Genomic DNA, 22,817 nt, shown 5'->3' with positions numbered 1-22,817 from the left:
GGCCCAAGCAGAAAAAGCTCAAGCCATTGAGGAGAAAGAAAGCCTTAAAAAGGAACTGGACGGCAAAGACAAGGAAATTGCCCGCTTAAGCAACCAGACCCAAGATCTGGAGAAACAGGTGGATGACTTTAAACTAAAGTATCAAAAGGAGCTTGATAAAGTCGCTGAAAAGCAGTCGGAACTGAAGGAAGTTACAGAAGCGGCTCCCTCAGCCGAGAAAATCAGTGAGCTGGAAGAACAGCTCAAAACGGCACAAGCCAAAAACTCCAGCATACCCTACGACGCCCAATTTTCCATTCACCGCGAAAACATCCGCAAGACCTTTGAAGAGCTGCTGAGAAGTCTTACCGCCTTAGCCAAAATGAACCCGGAACAAAAAGAAACAAACCGGGCAGCTGCCCAGGAAATGCTGCAAAACATGGCTAATATGCTAAAAGAATGGCCTCCCGCTATCAAGACAAATTTACGGATTAATAATTAAGATCTTGCAATGTTCATGGTAAGACCTTCACCGTCTTCTTCAGCACAAACGGGGAACTTGTCGTTTCGCGCAGGTTCCTGGACCCGACGCGGAACGACAAAAAGTGAATGCCCGTAAGGATGTTCCGCCGAGTATCTACATAGTCTGAAAAATCAGTTTAGCAAATACATTATACATCTCAAATATTTCCTTGACAAGTTTAGTTATCATGTATTCAAATATCGTTTTTTTGTATATAATAGGGTAAAGGGTGGTGTATATGGATCAAAAAAATATTGGCGTGAACCTCCGCCGAATTCGTGAAGCCAAAGGTTTAAGTCAAGCACAAGTTGCCGATTCTGCCGGAATTTCTAGAGTTGCCTATCGGAATATAGAAAATGGCATCTCAACCCCAAAAGTATCGACCTTACAAAATATTGCTTCTGGCGTTGGAGTAAAACTCCAAGATTTGTTCGTCCCGATTCGAACCTTAAATAAGGTGCGATTTCGAGCGTTGAAGAGAATGAATAGTCGGGACAATATATTGAACGAAGTAGCACAATGGCTTGACGATTATAATTATCTGGAAAGTTTATTAAATGATCGTGAAGATTATCTATTTCATGAGCTAGCCAACAAACTATCTTTAATGCATGACAGAACTAATAGAGCTAAATACGCAGCTGAGCAGGCCAGAGAATTATTTGGACTCAAAGTGAAAGAACCTATCCGCGATATCGCCGGTTTACTTGATTCAAGTGGGATAAAAGTATACCCTCTAAGTCTTGCATCCGATGGCTTCTTTGGTTTATCCGTTTCAGAAGAAGATGGGGGACCTGCTATTATCGTTAACGTTTGGGAACGGATTTCTGTTGAGCGATGGATTTTCAGTGCTGCCCACGAGCTTGGCCATTTACTTTTGCATTTTGACGCTTATGATGTAGGATTAAGCGCTGAAGAACCTGATCAAGAAACAGAGGCTAATGTTTTTGCGTCCCATTTCTTAATGCCCGATGCTGCTTTTGAATCAGAATGGGCTGACGCTTATGGCTTGCCTTTTATTAATCGTGTTCTCAAAGTAAAGCGAATATTTCAGGTTAGTTACAAAACAGTCCTGTACCGCCTTTCTGAAAGTTCAGGAAAATCTATCTGGGGGAAATTCCAACATGCCTATAAATTAAAGACTGGCAAAACCCTAAGTATAACTGAGGAACCTGAGGCCTTGTCACCCGACAAATTCCAACAAACTCCAGAAGTATTACGTTCCCTTGAACCAGACTCCCTATCATCGTCTCACTTTGTAGAAGATCGTTTATCCAGATTGGTCCGCAAAGCTATTGAAAGGGATGAAATTACCATGAGCCGTGGAGCTGAGATCCTCAGACTTGATCTTGAAGCCATGCGAGAAATAGTTTCTTCGTGGGTATAATGAATGGCAATTACAAAGAGTCAATTTTTAATATTAGATGCTAATATTCTTATTGATTTCTTAAAATGTGACCGAACGATTATTAAATTGATTTCTACTAACGTTGGTCAAGTATATTTAGCAACACCCGTTTTAGATGAAATCAGTGAAATTAACGATATTGATTGCGCTGAACTAGGGATTATACTTGTTGAACCTGAACTAGACCAAGTTATGACGGCGGCAGAGAAAAAAGATCATTATCATTTCAAGACAACTTATGTTTAATTCTCGCCAAAAGTTTTGGTTGGACTTGTGTGACAAATGACAAACCATTAAGGCAAATGTGTGAATCTGAAGGCGTAAGGCTAATTTGGGGGATCGAACTAATTTGTATGTTAGTGGAATCTGGCCGACTCCCTGCCACACATGCTAGAGAGATCATACTAGATATTAATAAGATTAATCCGAAATACATCACAGTCAGCATTGTTGAAAAGGCCTTATTGAGGCTGGGATTGGGTTAATATTAACTAATCCTACGTTTCATAATGTGCTTTAAAGGTTAAGAGCCATGGACGCATCCTGACTTTAGGAGTTTCTTAACAAAATAGAGGAATTTGAACCCTGAGAATCGCTTAATATAGCGGATTTCAGGGTATTTTTACCCTTAAAATTCTCGTCCAGTTCAGAGAAGATACTCGCATACCGGGAACAACTAAAAAGAAAACTCATGTCGTAAAGACCATAGGCAACTATGACCGAATGCTTGCTGAGGATCCTGATACCATCGCCAAGCTCAAAGTTGAGGCTGCTGAACTTACCAAGGCAAAAAAGGAATCTCAGGCACCCATATCCCTCAACCTAACCGTCTCGGACATATCTTCACCCAATGACGTTGTACCCTCCTTCAGATTTGGACATGCACTTATCAAGCAGCTCTGGAGCGTTTTGGGACTGGATAAATTTTTTATTGAGAGTTGTGGAAAGCGCAATGCTTCAGCCGTCTCACAAGCTCTGTTCTATCTTGTAGCCCATCGTTGTGCAGAACCTTCTAGCATCCATGCAAGCGCTTCCGAACAGACATCCTATGCAGGAATAAACCCATTGGGTATCGACGTACTCTACGATGTACTGGATGTTCTTTCAAATCAAAAAGATGTGGTAATACGGCACTTGGCAGATTTCTTCGAGAAGAAAACTAACCGCAAAGGCCCTGAAGCCTACTACGACGTCACTACATATGCCTTTGAGAGCACACGCTGGGGTGAACTGAGAATGTTCGGCTTCTCGAAGGATCATAAGAACAACGAAGTTCAGGTAGTTATGGGCTTGCTTCTGGACAACAACGGCATCCCCATAACCTACGAGTTGTTTCCTGGCAACACAATGGATCAGAGTACGCTGACACAGTCCGTTGAAAACCTCAAGAACCTGTACCGATTGGATAAAATAACTGTGGTTGCCGACAGAGGTCTCAACAGTGGGAGTAATCTTGAATACCTCTGCAAAGGCGGACACGATTTTGTGATCAGTTATACCCTGAAGCGATCCCCCGACGCTTTCAAGGAGCTCGTGTGGAAAGGAGAAGGGTGGCAGGAAGCGATTGATTCCGACGGCAAACTAACGTTCCGCTCCAAGGTTGTAGAGCAGTCACTGGAGGTCAAGGTGCCCATCGTACAAGATGAGATCCCCACTGAAAAGAAACGGGGAAGGCCAAAGAAGTATAACCACGAAACCATTCCAGTCAAGATACACCTAACATGGTCAGCCAAGCGTGCTGAAAAAGACCGTTCCGACAGAGAACGTATGCTTGAGAGGCTTAGGAAGCGCCTTGACAAGCCATATCAGCTCAAGGCTGCCATAAAAAGAGGCTGCAACCAGTTCCTCCAGATGGAAATCGACACCGAAGACTGGAAGCTAGATGAGGCGAAGATCGCAGAGGCCGCACGTTATGACGGTTATTATGCGGTCATTACTAACAATTTGGACTTAAGCACTGAACAAGTTTCTAGGATATACGGCGGACTATGGAAGATCGAAGAGAGTTTTCGGATACTGAAGACTGATCTTAGAGCGCGTCCTGTCTTTGTGTGGAATGATGAACACATAAAAGGTCATTTTGCTATGTGCTTCATTTCATTGTGTATGCTGCGCTATGCACAATACCTGCTTGAAGAGGTTGGCGGAAAGAGTATCTCTGCCGCTCAGATCATGCAGGCCATTCAGGATCCACTAGTCCTAGTTCAGGGAGACTATCCCAACAATGTAGTCACACCGACGCGGATATCCCAAGTATATTTAGATTTGGCAACGATCCTCAAGCTTCCTCAACTGAAGACACACATGACACTAACTAAGTTTCGTTCATGCACAAAATTAGACTTAACAAAAAGCCTAATATAATAGGACATTTTTAAAATAGCCGAATCGCTTGTGCTCCAAGCGATTCGGCTATTTTTTACCCCTCTAACTTCTAAAGTCAGGAATAAGATTAATCCCAAATACATCACAGTCAGCATTGTTGAAAAGACCTTATTGAGGCTGGGATTGGGTTAATATTAACTAATCCTACGTTTCATAATGTGCTTTAAAGGTTAAGAGCCATGGACGCATTTGTCCATGGCTTTTGATATTCACTTAATCATAACTCTAAATTTAATAATTAGAGACGTGTCCAATTCCACTTGGTCGCATTTTATCTTGCTTTTTCCAGACACTTCTTAAATACTGCCACTATCTGCTTCCGTTGCGGTGAAGTGACGTTTTTCATTAGGTTTGGTGAAACAATATTGGCTAATTCGCTAGCCTCTTTAATAATGTAATCCGTGCATTGCTCAATTGATGAGTCATCCTGCGTTATTCCAGAAACTACAGCCTCTATATCAACAATCTTTTTTGCTTCGTTCTGCTTAAACGTATTATGGATGATAGTTTTGTGAATTGCACGCTTGACGGCTATTTCCGGCAGCCTACTAAATTCAGGAACCTTCGTTAAATATTCAATCGCCTCTACATGATATCCAAAGATATTCGATCTATTCCGTTTGAGCTCATCGACTATCTGATAAAAAGTTCTACCGGGAACACGGGTTTGCATTCTATCTAAAGCTAAAAGTGCCTCGTGGCCAAGCTTTAAGGACTTAATAACATCCTTATACTCCTGGGGTATATCACGAATCTTTTCATATTTACGAACAACTGCAGGGGCAATGCCAGTTTTCTCGCTAATCCTGTTGATATCCCACTGAAGACCTAACAACCAATGGACGTAACGGATCCGTTCTGGAATCCGCAATTTTTGCTTATTGTAGTCCCGACGTAACCGCTTTGCGACGCGGTAAGCAGTATCCGATACTGGTTCGATAGTACATTGGACACTTTCCCATCCGAGGTGAACCAGGCTCATATACCTCTTATAGCCGTCTACAAGAATATAGTGATCGTTGATTGGACCCTCGACGATTAATGGATTGTCCAATTTGTTCTTTCTGATATCTGTCGTTAATCGCGTATCCTCTTCACATCTAAATAAGGGGTCCAGAAATATTTGGGACAATCTAATCCTATCAACAAGCCCGGGCATAGGAACACACCCCCAATCCTCCTAAGGAAAGGTTATGTGAGAAATAAATTGTCCTATTCTCTATTGGTTATTCTGCTATTATAACCATGATAAAACGTAAACCTGGCAGTATTTCTATTTGCTCTTTTCTAAGCAAGCCTGAATATAAAATTTCATACTATTCCATGTTGATAATAATATTTGTTCGTCCACCGGATTGGGATAGTGTATATAAAGATTAAGAATTTGAATTATATCTGTACTATTTAAATAGGTCTTAATCGATTCTTTAAGCTTTGGAATGTCTTTGCCTGTCTTAGAAATAAACAGAAAATTGTTGTTTAAGTATTTCATGTTACCAACTAGATCATTTTCGTTGTATAGTCTGCCCACGCTAGAAGCACAACGCTCATATACTAATCGTGTGCTTATTTCCAACAATGTTCTATATAATAGAGCACAAGAATAAGGATGCTTATATACAGAAAAATTGGACAAGTCATAAATCAAACTTGTTATTTTTGATTCATAATCTGAGTTTCCATTTATTTCGAAACTTTCTGCTTCATCAACAGTAAAACTTAAGAATTCTTTCCTTGTCTGTTTTGACTTATACTTAGCAGGAGGCATATATTTCTCTTCATCAGATTCATCTTTGTCTTTGGTATTGTTATCTGAATCTGTACCGTCTCCGTTTTTTGTGTCATCATTATCATCTGAATCATCTGTATTGTCTTCGTTAGGTTTATCAACTTTATCATCGTGGTCGTCACCGGAACCGTGGCTTTGATGTGCACCTGATTGATCATTATTATCTGTAGAAGGCATTACTAAATTTTTATATTCTTTAATTAAATCGATAAGTCCGGGGATTCGCTCATCTTTTATTATTAATTCCTTTTGATCAACCATACGATAGATTTCTGTACTTATAATTTTACTCAATTCACTGTCTTTGCAATTTTTCTTTTCTTTACGTAGTAAAAAAGCTTCACCTACGAGCATTAGAATCTCATTATATTTTTTCAACTTGTTCTTTTCACATGAATATCTTTGGGTTATTTCATCAAAATGAAGATTTAAGCCTATGTCAGAATCATTCCCAACTAATATATCCATGAATCTGTCCACCATAGGTAGGTAATCTATTTTTTCAATTTCAATATTGTTATACCGAGATTCCAAAACACGAAAAACATCCATGAAAAACTGATATTTTCTAATCGATTTCTTGATGGTGCCTATAGTATCACTCGTAAATTCTTGAACTCTGCTAACATCACCATATGTCTGGAACAAATTCATATAATAATTATTCTTTTCCAGTGCTGACCATCTCTTTACACCAGTAATATGTCGATCGCTTAGATACGCTTGTACCGATTCTCTGTTTGGATAGACAATTACAAGGATTTTTCCGATGTTTTCTTTAGTTTCGTCCTTTATAAAAGGAAAGTTCGATTTATAATCATCCGGAATTAACATACGGTCTAACAGCAACTTACATGCACATGTACGCCTGTTACCCTCTAGAACAACATACCCATCATATCTTTTATAGCAGGTGATAAGTTCAGAACCATGTAATTCTTGAACACTATTTATTCTATTCGCAAGCTTAATAATATCAGCATATTGCAATAGGTGGCTAATAATTGCATCCTGACTAATCTTCGTAGTACTGTCCTGCACCAAAACGCTGGATGCAAATCTTGGGTTTTCATCATCTAATATTAAGTCAGAAAGATTTACTTCCTTGTACTCATAATTTCGTGCCATTTTTGCATTCCCCCGTTTTGATCATTACTTTTACCGATAGTACTTTAATATTTCAATCTATATTTTACAATTTCTTTGACAAACGAAATATTACTAATTGTCAGCATCTTTGATTGCCTTAATCGCCTCTTCTGCGTCATTACGGCTAATGGTATAGTACTCGAGAACGCGAAGGAAGAGCCGAAAAAATGTTCCACCAACTATCGGTCACTCCTTCTCCCTTCATAGTAAAATCTGAGATAATCATTACGCATATTATAGAAGCTTTTCGTACTTATCCTCATCACATCCGAAGGCTTTTTCAAAAAAAGATTTACCCCTTCCTATCTTGCCCTTCGTTGAATTAAGAATAGCTTGGATTGAGCGTATAAACTTCCTGTTCCAATATTTTCCGATAAATGTCCTGTTCCTAAAATATTTTGGGTCTTGGATTGGGTGGTATTTCATAGGGAACTACTCGGCGAAACTTGTTGTTTCGCGGAGGATCATGGAACCTACGCGGAACGACAATAAGTGACTGCCCGTAAGCATGTTCCGCCGAGTAGTAATCAGTGCAAAATAAGGGTAAAAAAGCAATCCTCATTCCATATATCTTGAATATCAATCTCTCTTTATCCGGTAATACTCCAATACTTCACGCACAAACTTATCCCGACAATGTTCAATATCCTCGTATGCAAATCGGTTGCTCGCGATTATATCTTTTGCAACTTGCAATTGTTTCTCGTCGAGAGCGTTAAATTTATCCCACCATTCGTTCACAAGATTACTTTCATCATCATAATGACTTTGGTATCTATCCGCAAGTCGAGTCCGAAGTTCTTCATCGTACTTTCGGCGGTAAATAATAAACGCTTCCGGCATCCAAAGAATTTTATTATATTCATCAATATCTTTTCCAAACGCTTCCTCAAAAAATGCCTTGCCGCGTCCAATTTTACCTTTTGTAGCATTAAGTACAGCTTGTATTGCACGAATAAACTTACGATTCCAGTTTTTTCCAACATAATCACGATTGCGGTAATAATTTGGGTCATCAATCGGATGATACTTCATTGGAAATGAGTAAATTGTGACGCCAAGTTCTTCGCAAAGATCTATGTTAATCCTCATTCGATAGTATAGTTCTTCCGGCTTGTCTTGATAGTTATAAAGTAGATAGTTTGAAAGGTCGGTAATACCGTGTTTAGCTGCTGATTTTATCGCCTTTATATAAACCTTATTCATAGAATAATGGTCAAATGCGATACGAAGCGGGCGAATATTGATTTCTGATAGTTTTGCCATTTTTGCGTCAGTGACCAATCTTGCGTCGACACCCTGGTTAAAATCAATATAGCGTGCGCGTTTCATGTTTCTAAAAGCTTTATCATATAGTGGGCGAACTATGTCGTCAAAAGCAAGGATATTGTCTTTTGTTGCCACTTCGGCGTACAGTAAATTTAGCTTTTCCCGTTTGCGATAGAAGTCACCAGCGTCTTCTTCGCTCATTTTTTTTGAAAGACGGTCATAGATTCCAATCATCTTTTTTCTATACGCTCTAATATTATAATTAGCTTTCAGATTATCTATGGCGAGGCTATACTCACTTGGGGGCATATACGTTGCATCTTTCGCAAATCCACATTCTTTTATTTCATCAATAATTCCATCAAAAAATTTTGATGCAAAAACGTTATTGTCCATTAAAAGCAGGTCTTTTTGTGCACCGAAGCGTTCTTCTGTCTCCTTGATTTGTTGTTTTAGAGCTATATAATCCCTGTAATCTGGTTCAAGTCTTGGCACAGCACAAAATTCACACTTATTTACACAGCCCCTCGTCATGTAACCAAAGTACGCATTATTTGCAGGATACTTATAGTCTATCTCATCAAGGATAGAGTAATCTAACGGCAATTCATCTATGATATCTTTATTGTCGTTATCTAAAATTCCGGGTGCGTTTAACAACCCTTTATGAGGGTCAATTCCAGTTTCTTTTATAATTTCATCTGGCAAAATGGTTGACGAAATACCTCCCACGAGCATTCTACCGTCGTGCTTGCAAAAATTCTTTGCAAAGTTAATTGTGTCAACCGTTTTACTCCAGTAAAAAGTAAACAGCGTAGTAATGCCTACTATATCAAATTTTGGAAAGTCCTCAGCCTTGTACCGAAGGCGATATACTTTAATTTTTCTCTCCAACTCGCTATTCCGAAAGTCGGGGATAGCATCTAATGGAGCATATTTTCCCGTCTTAATGTGTTCAATCAATTTAGGAAAGTGTTTGCCAAGAGAAGTATCTCCAACTTCATCAAAAAACTCCTCACAAAGGAGCCTCGCAGCAAACTCTTTAAGATTTCCCTTAAAAAATCGCACATCATCTTCAAGGCGACGATAGTATGTGGCTAATTTCATTAACCCCATAGGTGGATATTTGTTTTTATAATCTGGCTCAATGAGCAACACTCTTCGATTCATTTTGCAGTTCGCCCTCGATCTTTTGAATTATAGTTTCAGCTATCTCTTTGTTAGTAGATTTAACAATAATGCCAAATATTTTTGATATAAGTTTACGTTCTTTCTTACTGTAATTTGATAGCTTATCCGTTCTCCACGGAATCTTCGTGTCCTTTGTAGTATCTGGTTCGGGTGGTTTTACATTTATTATTATATGTGGTTTTTGAGTACGCTCCGTTTCGATACGTTCGATTAACCTTCCCATGACGTTATTATCTTTTTCATCAGCCTTTTGCTTTTTCTTTTCTATTTCTTTCTTTGCTTCTTCGGCTTTGGATTTTGCTTTCTTTATTTCATCGAGTTCTGCTTCTCTGTGTGCGGTATCTACGAACACGCCATTCGCTTCTTTTACTATAAACTCCGCTTCTTTTCTCACAAAGATATCTATCTTATCAAACGCACTATTTATGGCAGAACCGCCATAATATATACTTTTGAGTTCATCGTTAAAATAGAGTTTAAGTTCTCGTTCAAATCGATTACGTGTTTCATTTTCATTAAAGTAATCTCTCTGTGAGTTCGGTATCAGGTCTTTCGCCACAGCAAAAACTTCGCCAATAAAATAATGATGCCCCCGGTCTTCTTTAAATAGTTTTTGCAGTGCGTCGTCGTCACCTATCTGAATATTCTCTTTACGCAAGCGAAGACCTCGCATTTGGCAATCCTTATTAATAGCCGCCTTAAAACGCGATACCCCCCACCAAATCCATGTGAGAAGGTTACCATCTAAATCTCTGATATCTTTAAATTCAATGGAAAAAATCTCATCATCGCCTTTAGCGTGAGTTTTAAAGTTCGTCTTATACTTCTTGACCACTGCTTCACCATTCAGCTTGATATCATATTCATCAATATTATACCTTATTTCTTCAGCATGTTTATGAATCTCTTTTCGGAATATAAAAGTGTTAATATACGGAACAGGAGCCACAAAAGACAGATATTCCTTTATTTGTGCAAAATCAAGCAAGTCAGTATTTGCATCGTTAATACCAACAAGTTCAACCTTAAACCAATGATCATTGGGATTCGACTTATCTTCAGTCGTAAATTCGTTTATAGAATGAAGAACATCACTTGCAGTATGTTTTTCACCCTTGCCATTTGCAACAATCAATTCACGCATTTTTTGAGCATTGCAGCGCATAGTGGAGATAATAGTTTCGCCTTTTGCAGTCGATGTAAAAACCAATTCTCTACAGTAAGCAAGCCCGCATAGCCTACCAATACCACGAAAACCTTTATCTTCACCTATTTTCTTATCAGAATCGGCAATGTTACCTAAAGTTTTCTGAAAATCAGAGGCCGGAATTCCAGTTGCATTATCTTCGATAGTGATTATACGCCTATCGGGATCAAGCCAGATATGAATTCGTCCTTCACTTCGAAGCAAGAGTCCGTCCCGTTCTGCCTTGTCAATTTGATCACATGCATTCTGTATGTACTCGCGATAGATGACTCTTGAATCTTGATACATTCCTGTCGTAAGATTCTCTAATATATTTGCACCGAAAACATATTGGTACATTAATTCACTCCTCTCAATTTAATTGTTTGTTAATCCTTGAATTGCTTATAAATCGGTTTTGGAAATTTGATTTTCAGCAAGGAGCGGAAAATTGGATTTTGAATTAGATAATCACCCTGTTCTAATCTGGTCAACATGTTTTTATATGTACTCGGTAAACTCCCGTAATCCTTGGTGGCAGTTTCAATAGAGTTTGTTCGACCATATGCGTGAGTAGAACAATTGCCGGTGACTCGCTGATGTATATTAGAACGGAACTGTTCTGCACCAAAAAGCACAACGCCTAGCGAGCGACCACGTTCGGTGACATCCAGAATTTCCCTCAAAATTGGTGATGTCTTTGGAGTCTCTTTCGAGGCGTATTTATTGAGTTCGTCAATGAATACAATGATTCTCGATGGTGGATTAACGCCATCCTCGCCGTCATATTCACCCAATTTCAAATTGTAAATTGTACGCACCGCGTCTCCAAATACAAATGCTTGTTTGTCCTCAGGAAGTTTAGCAACATCAATAACACAAACCTCGTTTTTACTTATGTGTTTTAAAGCGTCCGCTAAACGGCATTCATGCTTGCTTTGATCTGGACGATTCGCGAACATATCATCATTTTTAGTTGCTTTGTTGATAATACGTTTAAACTTTCTCCAACTAAGCACAGATATTTCATTAGAAACCCTTTGCTGACCCTTTGTTGAAGGTTGCGACCTTTGCGAAAGCTCATTCACCTTATCTCTGAAGTCTTGCCATGTTACAACGCGCCCACCACCAAAATCAGGGTCCAAATCATCAATAATTTTACTGATTATCGACTCCATTGTTTGTTGTGGGTCATCAACATCTGCAAACAACATTTCAAGGCTTTCCTTATCATCTTCATATGAATATTTGAATTTTTTAAGTTGTTGATATTCCATATATGCCTTTACATCATCTGCGCCAAGATAGGTGCTTCTTTTTGCTGATGTATTGCTTGAAAACGGAATATAGTATTTGACGTTCTTGAACGGCTCCGTCGAAAGTTTAAGGGTTTCATAGTCAGCAAAAACTCTTTCTTTTTCGCCTGGCTTGTCGGCAATAAAGTCATTGGGTCTATCAATTGCCATAAGATCTTTGCCTTTGACATTAAAAATAACAAAAGCAACACTATCATAGGTATTGGTATCCATATCGGTATCGGCTTTTATGTAATGGTCCTGAATAGCTTTCATCAGAAACATAGCGTATGACGTCTTAGATGCAAGTCCTGAAATACCTGAGATATTTAGATGTGCGCCCTCGGGACCCAGTATAAATTTCGAATTGAGATTCACAGGCAAGGTAATCTCGTCAGTGGTTCCCTCATACATTTTCAGGGAACCGCAAACAAGAGGGTTCTGAACTTTGTCAAGCCCCAATGCCATAGTTATTTCTTCAGCTGTAGCCAGATATACTCGAGCGTTATTATGAACAGGCGTATAAAGATTTTTATCGTTAAATGATATAGCTGCTTCAGCATAATTCATCCCTACGCGCAAAGTTGGCTCTTCTACATTAACATCTCCGAAGTCGCTGGAGATGAAATTAGTTAAAAAGCTCTGGGCGTCGGTTATATGAGAGATATTTTCAATCACACCAAACGAAAACGAGTTGTCAATATGTTTAACTTTAACTATATCGAACGCATGAAGCTTCAAATCTGAGTTTGTCCAGAAGTTGAACTTATCCATTGTGGTCGGTGTTTTTTCGGTGGCAAGTACACGTCCGATCAGTTTATTTTTACTATCCATTAATTTTAATCCTCCTTAAAATAGATGCAGAAAACTTTCTGTACTAAGGTATTTTGACTTGACAAAAGACTCAGTGAGATATACAGGATAGATGTGATTCGCCCAACGCAAATCTGAACCATAGCAAACAGGATTTCGTTCGTTTATCATGTACGCACTAAGCACATCTACAAGGTCACTATCTATGCCATTGTCTACATCTTCTTGTGTCACGAGAATTTTCTCGACTTTCAATATTCCATCAAAAGGAGTTCGAGTCCGTTTCTTATCCCTAAGTCGAATGTACCACACCGCAAACTGGATATCATCACCTAAAAAATCGCTAACAAAACAGGCTACAGGCGTGCGGTGATAAAGTGGTAAGTCAGCAATAAATCCAGGGTTTGGTTTCCCATTAATATCTAAACATATTTCTGGGTTGAAATTCTTTGAGGCCCCTAATACCCAACTGTAATTATTTTTGAACATCTGATATTTCCTTTTATCAGCCTTGTCCTCTTTGGTTGGCCTATATTCAAGCGAGCCATCTTTAACCAAATAGTTATCTTGGTTCAACTTTCCCTCACGAACAAGCTCCGCGACCAGTTCTTTTTCACGTTCTATCATCCGGTCTTGGATACACGCAGTTCCCCTATCTTCAAACTTCTTGTCTGTATTCTTTGCTGTTTTATATGGCAATATCGTAGAAAACTCTATACCAACCCGTCTTAACTCTGCACATTCATTTAGCTTTTTGGCTGTTGCATTAAAGAAACCCGGTATTCCGTCAGCGTCAGCAATATCTGGCAATGACAGTACTATCTCTCGTTTGAACTTCTCTGGAATGACTACCTTATTAACTCTACGACAACAGCCCACTCCAATTTGTCCAGCGATTACTGGATAAATTACACTTCTGCCATTAGACACTTTATAGGCAATGTCATCAACTTTAAACACCCTACGAGAACCATCAAGAAAATAAGTAAGCAACTGCTCATTCCTTGTCGCAAGTTTTTTTCTTAAATCTTCAAGAGAAACATATTTGCGGTGAGGAGTAGTCTCAGCGGTCTTTTTCCATATGATTGAATCATCTCCATATTCTATGAATGGGCGTTCAGCGTGATCAAGTCCGTATTTGTGAGCCTTGTAGCTTTTGCCTCCGGTTTCCTTCGCCAAGACAGTCATTATTTTATCCGCCATATGTTTTCCTCCTATGATGACATAATTATCATTTTTTTACGAATAGGTGTCGAGTGAAAACTTACATTTTTAAACGGTAACCAATACTAAACAATTTGTCAATTGTATTAATTTTAGACAAAATATATATTACCACAGTCCTTCGACATAAATCTAAATTATACATTCAACTTGTGTAAAATGCCTCCTTTATTATAGTCTATACGTCGAGTAATGGTAAATAGAAAAGCACCTGCCTTCATTGAGCAGATGCCCTTTAATATGAGGAGAATATTCCATTTACTTATTCATCCCAACCTCAACCGTTACCTGTTTTCCTTTTCCCCTACCGTATATTGCAGTACACAGATATCCACGTGCACCGTCCGCGGAAACGTATTCTTCAGTTGAGTTCCTATTTAACAAACTTACTTCAGCCGAAATCCCCAGCAGATCCAAGTCTGAACAAATGCCCATAGTCCCTTTTAAGATATTGACGATTCCTTCTTAATTCCTTAGCGACAGCTTCTCCACCGCGTTCAACTTATCCCGCTCGGACGGCCGAGTGTATAATCTTGTTGTATTCAAACTCTAGTGCCCCAAGATTCCGCGGCCATCTCCAACCCTTCACCAGTTTTTAAGAGATTTTGAGCGAACGTATGCCTAAGGGCATGGGGATGTAGTTCGGGCAGTTTCGCTAGTTAAGCGTACTGACCGATAACCTGCCTAATTCCACTAGCTGTTAAACGACCTGTTCACTTCTCCCGCTGACTTAAAAACAACGGTCCTTTTGGTCCACTGTTTATGTTGTCTCTCAGGACTTACCGTGTGTCACTATTAAGGGGGACAGTACGGAATTTACCCCCGTACCTTTAGACTGCCGGAGCGCTCCCCAATAATGAGATAGTCAATATCCAAAGCGGCCACTTCGCTAATACGAAGGCCAGTGTTTAGCATGAACGTAATCAGAGCAATATCCCGAGGTATGCTTTCGCGTTCCACAGCTCGAGTAAGTGATCGTTGGTCCAACCGCTCCAGCTCTTGAGGTGCAGAACGTACCTCTTCCACATACGATCGAATTGGATATTCTTACATAGAGACCTGTCTCCGCCTGATCCCAAAGTTCTTCAAAGGTGCCTTTAGCCTGAGTTATCAATTCCTTGGTATGAGCCAAAAACAAGGTCCTTTTCCCCAGACGTTTGGCGTCACTGACTGCAGTCACAGTTTTTCCGGTGCCCGTAGCATGATAAAGCAGAGCGATACTCTCCCCTTGCTCGCGCATGGTCTCTAGGCTGTCCAAAGCAGCTTGCTGATGCTCACGAAGTTCAATCACCTTGCCCTTTTGTTTAGGCAGATAATCCTCCAGCATTCTAAAGGCAGGTATTTCTCCCACAAATATCCGCAGTTCGTCCTTGACCTTTTCAGGTTGGTGCTTCAATTGATTGTATACCCAGCGGTAAATCTTCCAGTTATGATAGATCAGGCTGTTTTGCTTGGTAAGGTCATCATAATATTTATTAGAAGAAACCTTATTGGGGTTATGATAAGTTTCACCATCAATCTCAATGGCAATTTTTAAGTCTTCACTTTCCAGGGCAAAATCTATGGAGCGTCTATTGCCATAAATATCGGTGACCGGATACTGAAGAAAGAGATACTCCGCTTGATCCGGACCAAAGGTATCACAAAACAGCTCGACAAAGAGGTCTTCAGCGACACTGCCCAAACTGCCCTTCTGCTTGATCTTTTCTGTCAATTCCCTTCAACCCCTCAACTATCGCTTACTTCTTTAAGCAGGAGCTTATTCCGGAAAGCGCCTCTCTCCTCAACCTTTTGCTTTCTGATATCCTCGAATTCCTGCCGAGAGACCCCTTTATAATCCAAGATGGCGTAGACTACTTCAACTAAATCCGCCAGTTCTTCAACCTTCTGGCTGTCAAGATACTCCTGAAGCTCTTCCCCTAACTTGGCGTTTAATAAGTCCAGGTACTCTGGGCCTGAAACCTTTTCAATAATGGCTTTCTTACCGCTGTCTTCGATGATCTGGGGTATCTTATCGCGAATCAGTTTATTGTAGACTTTTATCTTCTCTGATTTGCCGTCACGGACTTCATTCTCGTCAATAATTGGAATTGTAATAAACCCATCCTGATCATCACCGAAAACCTTCCCTTTATGATTGGCCAGCCAATAAGCGGCGTAAGCGCATATAGAAAACTTGGCTGGCACCAAGCCGCAGGCGCGGTGGCAGCCTTAGTTGCACTTATGCTTAGAAAGTATATAACGCAAGTTTATACTTTCTGACAGTATAAAAAAGCATCCAGCTTGTCCTCAAGGTTCTTAAACCCCTTCTTAGACATAGCTTGAATGCTCAATGAATGATTGAAGAAATCTTCTATATTATGGACGGGGGGATTGAAATCACTTAACCTTTTTAACAGGTTAACCATACTGCCCATCTCCGTTTTAGTTGTTTCAAATTTGATTTTATGTTTGATTTTATATTTAACAGGAAAAGCATCGGGAAAAAGGCCTAAGGTTATTCCCGTGGGAAAAGTTTCGATAATCACGTGCTTTTTATTGGTTAGGTCACCTGTGAGGGCAAAAGCCGGCATCCGCTTTCGAATGGCTTTGACGACCTCTTCTCCTCTGACTACTCCGTAGTGGTTGAGCATAAAGCTTTTACTACAGGTGAAAACGGACAGATTTTTACCATGTATTTTCTCTCTCATAATAGCTCCGTCACAGTATCTGGCACCTGTTTCGTTATTCACGATTAAAGGAGCATCAATCCCTACGATGGCTCCTTCTTGAGCATGCTCTGCAACGATGTCCGCAATCATTTCATCACTGAAAACCTGGGACTCACAATAGACGATTTCTCCATTGTCAGCGATCACACAAATTCCCGATTCATTGGCATAGGTCCATGCTAAGTCAATTCCGATATAACGCATTTATTTAACCCCCAAAGTCTTTGGCTTTAGTCAATTTTCAAGCGAACAGTCTTTTGGACATCATTTGACGTATATTTTCTTTTTCGCCGAACTTCCTGCTTTTCCTTCCACCAATCACCAAATATTTTAAAAACTATGCTAAGGAGCGCCAGTCAGTCTTAAATCTGATTGGCGCCCTTCAGAACTTTTGGCATCTATATTCACCTAACTTTCCAAACTAAAATAAAGCAAAGGGACTCGAACCCTCGTAGTTTGAGTCTTTTTGCTTCTATCATTTTTATGCTATATTAAGAATTGGCTATTTGTATAACCAATTCTTAATTGTTAAAGAAATGAATCGACACCTGCTCACAGCACCATCTCTAAAAATAGCGGTATTAAAAAGGTTAACAATATGTAAAGCATTCCTGCCATTGCTACAAACAAAACTAACGGTATTTTTCTGCCTGCAAAACTATTAGTTAATGCCCCTTTCTTTGGACATACAACAATGCATTTTTGGCAGTTAAAACATTCAGCCGATATTACCTTCTTCATTTTATGCACCTCTAGATTTGAGGGACATTTCTTTGTACATAACGTACAATTGATGCACTTATCTTCGCATCGGACGATACCACTGGGGCTAAACCGACCTGCAACTCCGGCGATAGCACCCTGTATGCAGATATATTTGCAGAAGAAATAATCAATAAAAAATGAGCCAATAATTGTTACAAACATCAACATAATACTTATCCAGGCTAATCCAGGCAATATTATGCTATATTGCTCAAACACATCGTCAACACTGACTTGTAGCAGAAACTTGCCGCTTGCAATGGATAATGCTACAAAACCTGTAAGTATGATGTATTTCACTGCTCTAAGATATTTATCGAGTGTTGCAGGAACTTTGACCCTTTTTTTTAAAATCTTGAATCCTATATATCCAACAATTCTTTGCAGCGCCCCCACCATGCACAAAAAACCACAAAAGCTTCTTTTGAAGATAATGGCAAACAAAATAAATATTATTAGAGCTGCCATAATGCTAAGTTGAACTGCATTTTCGAAAATCGCCTCAATAAGGGAGCTAAAAACAACCGAGAACATTATTAGAAAAAAAGGAATGGTCGTTTTTGCTAATTTCTTAGTATTAATATTCATTACATGACCTCCGTATAATTGGTTTGGTTTACATACCGATTTCAGTATAGTTGTTGCAAATTAATGTTACATAAAAAAAAGATTAGAATATCAAAAGAGTTTTTTAATCTTTTATTAATCTTTCTCCAACGATCACACTGTCCGGCAAGAAGGAAGTCGTAAACCTGCAGATAGGAGAAAACGAAAGCGGCAAATACTGGCTTGGAATTCTGAACGATCTGAAGAACCGGGGAGTTAAGGATATCATGCTGATCTGTGCAGACGGGCTTACAGGGATAAAAGAAACTATTTCGGCGGCTTTTCCTAATACGGAATACCAGCGCTGCATTGTACATCAGGTAAGGAATACGCTCAGATATGTCTCATCAGATCATTAGAAAATAAGCATGGCCCAGAAACGACAACATTGTCATTCTAGGCCATGCTTTACTTCTCCCCATCCCCGGCATATGGAACAATACTCTTCTTAACATTCCGGACTCCGCCCAGGGGGTTTGTGACATCCCCCTCATAACGGGGAATAATATGAATATGCGCGTGAAAAACGCTCTGCCCGGCAGCTGCTCCTACATTAACCCCCACATTGTAAGCGATGGGATGGAAGCGGCTGTCTAACAAATCTTTTACTTCCTGAACTAATCTCCAGGTGCCCAGAACTTCTTCTTCGGTTAGGTCAAAGAAGCTTACTACATGCCTCTTGGGAATAATCAGAACATGTCCTTCATTGACCGGGAAAAAAAGGCCAGGGCCAGATCGTTCTGGACAAGGATAGCTATCTCTGGGAGATTACAAAAAATACATTCATTTACTTTGCTTCCCCTTCTTTCCTAACAATGTGATCTTCTCTCTTTCAGGCCTTTTATATGTGAGCCGGTTGCATAGTTTACAATCTATGGATATAATATTTAATAAGGACTGACGTGTTGGAAGCACGCCAGCCCGGCAGATTGTCTAACCGAAGGGTTAGCCGGAACTACGAGTTACTAAGAAATAACCGCAATCCTTGGACGGGGGCGGTTATTTCTTCTTCAAGATCATAACAATGAGTGTAGCAAATGCAATCATGAGATACATAGCCTCAACCATTGAGATCATCTTACCACCCCCCTTCTAAAGGGTGTGGCTAACCGTCCCTCGACAACCTGTTGCAAATATTATAGCATAGTCTTCCAACAAAAGGATGGAAACTCTCGACGATTCCACTGGGTTAGGGCCCCCTCATGGATGGGGTTCTCCTTATCTGAGTGTATAGATTAATCCCCAGAAATGACCGAACAATAAACCTCACCGATAGCACTGACAAAACAGTAATGTTATGAAAACCCTCGCCTGAAAAGCGAGGGTTGTTTGATTTTAATTGGTACCAAGCACCCCTTTAGCCCCACCACGACACTTGCAAGGGTTTTCTGTCCACTAATCGTTGATAAGTATACTTTGGAAAACCTACTAACAATCCACCGGTGACTACCATGTTTTCCGGCAGGTTTAAGATACTCAGCAAGGGCTGATAATTGGCAGCGGCGCACCCTTCAAAGAATCCCGCCCAACATGTTCCCAATTCAATAGCCGGGGCGTAGAGCTCAGCGTAGGCCAGGGAAAAATGGGTATTATCCCGTCCACGGGGGTGAAAGTCCTTTGCAGTCATAGCCACAATCAGACATGGAGCGTTTCGTAATATCACATCTTGACCGGTTTGGCGATAAGTTTCCACCACTCTGCTATAATACTGTGCCCATGCAGAACCCTTTTTTAATTGTTCTTCCATCCAATCAACTGTAGCAGCCGTTATTTTGCCAAGTATTTCAGCGTTATAAATGACGAGATAAGCAACCCCCTGAGTGTTGCCTCCGCTTGGGGCCAAACGCGCCATATCGAGGAGCTGCACTATTTTTTCCCGGGGTACGGGATTTTCTTTGTAGCGGCGAATAGACCGTCGGGAGCGGAGAAAGCGGGCTGCAGTGTCAGCGTCAAGGACAGGTACATTTTCAAGGGGCAACTGTTTGACCAGCGGTGCCTTCAGGTTATCTATTGCCGCCACAGGACACACAGCTACGCAGTGTCCACAGGCAATACAATTCCTTTCTGTGGCCTGGGGCATTTGGTTTTCGATCATGATACTTCCAGTGGGACAGATTTCCGCACAGATTCCACAGCGGATACATTTTTCCTGGCTAACTTGAATCAGATCCATACTCATACATTCATCACTCCTACTTCTCTCTTTTCCGGACTTATGCAAATTCTTCATATGCTTACCGATATATTGATGTGGAAGCTCTTGTCTCCCTTTCATCCTGAGTAATTTGGTGAGTCCCCCTGTTGTTAAATCTCAGTGGATGCCAGCTTGATTCCCATTTCCAACGCTCTTTGGCAGTCAAGGGGAAATTGTTCAACTTTCTGTTTTGCTTTAGCCTCTTCAGAGAACATCGATGATTCATAGTTTTCATAATCAGAAAATTGATAAGTATCATAGCTGTATAGAGTTGTAAGAGGATTTCCAATGGTTTTGGCAATCATCATTTCATGTAAATTTAAACTTTGTTTAAGCCCAAATTGCTCGATTTGTTTTTCTGATGCGTTCATAGTATAGATAAACCCGGCTGGGATTTTCCTGGGATACACTGTTGGTATTTCCGGATTATAGATGCTATGAGAAAACAAGAATCGCTCTAAAAGTGCCCTCATACTGGCTGTAATGCTCATATAGTAAATCGGTGAACCAAAAATAATCCCATCAACTGTTTCTAATTTTTTCAGTATCTCTGCTAAATCATCTTTCATGGCACATTTTCCATGCTGCCCGTCTTTTCGTTTACACGCAAAGCAGCTGATGCACCCTTTGAAATTCAAATCATTGAGATGAATCAATTCAGTTTCAGCTCCTTGGGAAGCAGCCCCTTCAAGAGCTTTGTTCAGCAAGGTTGCTGTATTCCAGGTTTTTCGCGGACTGCCGTTAAGAGCAATAATCTTACTATAGTTCTCTCCTTCAATGATTTTGAATTTTTAAATACTGCTTAACTTTTAAAATCACATTTTGTACAGCTATTTTCGTTACCTTAATTCATGCTATAATTATAATACTTGGTCAAAACTATACAAGTACGCAAATTATTTTGACTAAGTATATTATTTTTTACTAAGTATATTTTATTTACTAAAGGGGTTCGATAGATGGGAAATAACCGAAGTGATAAGCCGTTAACTACCCCTGTTCAATATTTGTTGCAAGTACTCGGCAGCAAATGGAAATTGCCCATACTATGTACCTTAAGCAAAAAAGACGTCCTGCGTTTTAATGAGTTAAAACGAGAATTAGCCGGAATTACAAATATGTCCCTAAGTAACTGCCTGCAGGAATTAGAGCATTACAAAATAATCAAGCGCGTTCAATACCTGGAAATGCCGCCTAGGGTGGAATATTCCTTAACGGACAACGGCAAAAGTTTGCTTCCTATCTTAAAGAATCTTGATGAGTGGGTAAACAAGCAGCTGGAAATTAATTGCGAAATGGCACAGGAAACCGAACCGGGGGACTCTTAAGCATTTAGAAGCCTGCATAACGAGAAGCTATTCAGGTCATGTACCCGGACAGTTTAAAGCCCTTTGCGACAGACTGGTGGGGCAGGTCATGAAATTTGACTTTACAGAGGGTAAAGCCAATATCACCAGTGCCCTTACCAATCAGGTAAAAATTTAGTTTCCTAAGCAGCCGCAGGATGAGTGAAATTCTATAAGATGCCGACGCTTTGAAATCGTCGACATCTTTTTTCTTTGGAGGAACTAAAATTTACGAGTTTTACGCAATGGACGACCGTAAGCATGTTCCGCCGACTACTCTTGATAGATTAAACAATAAAAGGGTACCCTATAGGTACCCTAAAAGTCCAAAAATCAATCTTTACTAAGCGATTCCAGTAACTTCTGAAGATAGTCGATTTGTTCTGGTGAAAGCTTTTTCGCAGTACCCAGTAATCGTTGGATTTCCGGTCCTAAGACCTGTTCTTCTTCAGTGAAGAATTCCGCAAGACTAATGCTGAGAGCAGCGCATATGCTTTCGAGGGAACCAAGAGAGGGTTTAGAATCGTTGGCTTCAATTTTATAAATTGTAGTCGGATCCAGTCCAACTTTCTTCGCTAAAGCATTGGCTGAAATTCCAACTGTATTACGAAAGAACTTTATTCGCTGTCCGTAATTCATTTCATCACATCCTGAATATAATTCATGTTCAATTATATCTGAATCGCGCAAATGTAAATATCATGAGTTTAATTCATCTTTTTCTATTGACAACTAGAATATAATTCTATATTCTTTTAACTAGTAGTATTATTGAAAAATACTAATAAACAGAAATATAAAGATATGAACGACACTAAAAATGACTCAAAACAACTTGCTGACTTAGTTGATATCGATGAAGCATGATAAATATAATCTAAAATGGTCTTTCTACAGGCTCAATTCAAACGTTAACTAACTCGCTGCAGCTCTCGGTGTTAGTATTGCCGAACTGATCGGAGAACAATACCCTGAAAAGCCGGA

At 39.9% G+C, this 22,817-nt stretch carries 17 protein-coding genes and 4 pseudogenes; 6 read left to right on the top strand and 15 right to left on the bottom strand.

Annotated features, from left to right (window positions below):
* The 4 genes and pseudogenes from DP73_RS04330 to DP73_RS04315 form a co-directional block, all read left to right on the top strand.
* Positions 1–481: pseudogene (locus DP73_RS04330) on the top strand (hypothetical protein); the annotation flags it as partial.
* Positions 482–740: 259 nt separating this feature from the next.
* Complete coding sequence (locus tag DP73_RS04325; RefSeq protein WP_034597735.1) at positions 741–1,889, top strand: XRE family transcriptional regulator; 1,149 nt, start codon at positions 741–743, stop codon at positions 1,887–1,889.
* Between the two features lie 3 nt (positions 1,890–1,892).
* Positions 1,893–2,156: a hypothetical protein gene (locus DP73_RS23830; RefSeq protein WP_242865694.1), complete on the top strand. Its 264-nt coding sequence runs from the start codon at positions 1,893–1,895 to the stop codon at positions 2,154–2,156.
* A gap of 477 nt (positions 2,157–2,633) precedes the next feature.
* Entirely contained in the window at positions 2,634–4,274 is a 1,641-nt protein-coding gene (locus DP73_RS04315) for an IS1634 family transposase (protein WP_242865693.1), read from the top strand.
* A 292-nt stretch (positions 4,275–4,566) separates the two neighbouring features.
* On the opposite strand, the gene DP73_RS04310 is transcribed toward DP73_RS04315, so the two are convergent.
* From DP73_RS04310 to DP73_RS04265, 11 genes and pseudogenes are all read right to left on the bottom strand, one after another.
* Complete coding sequence (locus DP73_RS04310) at positions 4,567–5,454, bottom strand: ParB/RepB/Spo0J family partition protein (protein ID WP_034597733.1); 888 nt, start codon at positions 5,452–5,454, stop codon at positions 4,567–4,569.
* A gap of 114 nt (positions 5,455–5,568) precedes the next feature.
* The gene (locus tag DP73_RS04305) at positions 5,569–7,212 is read right to left on the bottom strand and encodes a hypothetical protein (protein ID WP_034597731.1); all 1,644 of its coding nucleotides are present in this window, start codon (positions 7,210–7,212) and stop codon (positions 5,569–5,571) included.
* Between the two features lie 600 nt (positions 7,213–7,812).
* Positions 7,813–9,672, bottom strand: coding sequence for a hypothetical protein (locus DP73_RS04300; RefSeq protein WP_034597729.1), 1,860 nt, complete (start codon positions 9,670–9,672; stop codon positions 7,813–7,815).
* Complete coding sequence (locus tag DP73_RS04295) at positions 9,647–11,239, bottom strand: ATP-binding protein (RefSeq protein WP_034597728.1); 1,593 nt, start codon at positions 11,237–11,239, stop codon at positions 9,647–9,649. The genes DP73_RS04300 and DP73_RS04295 overlap by 26 nt, the downstream gene beginning before the upstream one ends.
* A 29-nt stretch (positions 11,240–11,268) precedes the next feature.
* Positions 11,269–13,008, bottom strand: coding sequence for an ATP-binding protein (locus DP73_RS04290; protein ID WP_034597727.1), 1,740 nt, complete (start codon positions 13,006–13,008; stop codon positions 11,269–11,271).
* A gap of 15 nt (positions 13,009–13,023) precedes the next feature.
* Positions 13,024–14,190, bottom strand: coding sequence for a hypothetical protein (locus tag DP73_RS04285; RefSeq protein WP_034597725.1), 1,167 nt, complete (start codon positions 14,188–14,190; stop codon positions 13,024–13,026).
* Positions 14,191–14,469: 279 nt separating this feature from the next.
* Entirely contained in the window at positions 14,470–14,646 is a 177-nt protein-coding gene (locus DP73_RS23335) for a hypothetical protein (RefSeq protein ID WP_165574382.1), read from the bottom strand.
* 613 nt (positions 14,647–15,259) lie between these two features.
* Positions 15,260–15,925, bottom strand: a pseudogene (locus DP73_RS04280) (DEAD/DEAH box helicase family protein); the annotation flags it as partial.
* 14 nt (positions 15,926–15,939) lie between these two features.
* On the bottom strand, positions 15,940–16,398 hold the full coding sequence (locus tag DP73_RS23825; protein ID WP_242865692.1) for a nucleoside triphosphate pyrophosphohydrolase: 459 nt from the start codon (positions 16,396–16,398) through the stop codon (positions 15,940–15,942).
* A gap of 62 nt (positions 16,399–16,460) precedes the next feature.
* Positions 16,461–17,126 (bottom strand): DUF429 domain-containing protein, encoded by a 666-nt coding sequence (locus tag DP73_RS23820; RefSeq protein ID WP_242865691.1) that lies wholly within the window; start codon positions 17,124–17,126, stop codon positions 16,461–16,463.
* Between the two features lie 348 nt (positions 17,127–17,474).
* Positions 17,475–18,275 (bottom strand): 4Fe-4S binding protein, encoded by an 801-nt coding sequence (locus DP73_RS04265; RefSeq protein ID WP_052090393.1) that lies wholly within the window; start codon positions 18,273–18,275, stop codon positions 17,475–17,477.
* A gap of 113 nt (positions 18,276–18,388) precedes the next feature.
* On the opposite strand from DP73_RS04265, the pseudogene DP73_RS22355 reads away from it, so the two are divergent.
* Positions 18,389–18,637: pseudogene (locus DP73_RS22355) on the top strand (transposase); the annotation flags it as partial.
* Positions 18,638–18,701: 64 nt separating this feature from the next.
* On the opposite strand, the pseudogene DP73_RS04260 reads toward DP73_RS22355, so the two are convergent.
* The 3 genes and pseudogenes from DP73_RS04260 to DP73_RS04250 form a co-directional block, all read right to left on the bottom strand.
* Positions 18,702–19,072: pseudogene (locus tag DP73_RS04260) on the bottom strand (HIT family protein).
* Between the two features lie 578 nt (positions 19,073–19,650).
* Positions 19,651–20,466 (bottom strand): nitroreductase family protein, encoded by an 816-nt coding sequence (locus DP73_RS04255; RefSeq protein ID WP_034597751.1) that lies wholly within the window; start codon positions 20,464–20,466, stop codon positions 19,651–19,653.
* A 131-nt stretch (positions 20,467–20,597) separates the two neighbouring features.
* Positions 20,598–21,266, bottom strand: a complete 669-nt coding sequence (locus DP73_RS04250) for a flavodoxin family protein (protein ID WP_034597723.1) — start codon at positions 21,264–21,266, stop codon at positions 20,598–20,600.
* Positions 21,267–21,446: 180 nt separating this feature from the next.
* Between DP73_RS04250 and DP73_RS04245 the strand changes: the two genes are divergently transcribed.
* Positions 21,447–21,815: a helix-turn-helix domain-containing protein gene (locus DP73_RS04245; RefSeq protein WP_034597721.1), complete on the top strand. Its 369-nt coding sequence runs from the start codon at positions 21,447–21,449 to the stop codon at positions 21,813–21,815.
* A gap of 351 nt (positions 21,816–22,166) precedes the next feature.
* On the opposite strand, the gene DP73_RS04240 is transcribed toward DP73_RS04245, so the two are convergent.
* Positions 22,167–22,472, bottom strand: coding sequence for a helix-turn-helix transcriptional regulator (locus DP73_RS04240; protein ID WP_034597720.1), 306 nt, complete (start codon positions 22,470–22,472; stop codon positions 22,167–22,169).
* Positions 22,473–22,817: the final 345 nt, after the last annotated feature.

Source organism: Desulfosporosinus sp. HMP52 (assembly GCF_000765145.1).
GTDB lineage: Bacteria > Bacillota > Desulfitobacteriia > Desulfitobacteriales > Desulfitobacteriaceae > Desulfosporosinus.
The sequence above is the reverse complement of the archived record's forward strand: the minus strand, read 5'-3'. Positions and strand labels throughout refer to the sequence as shown.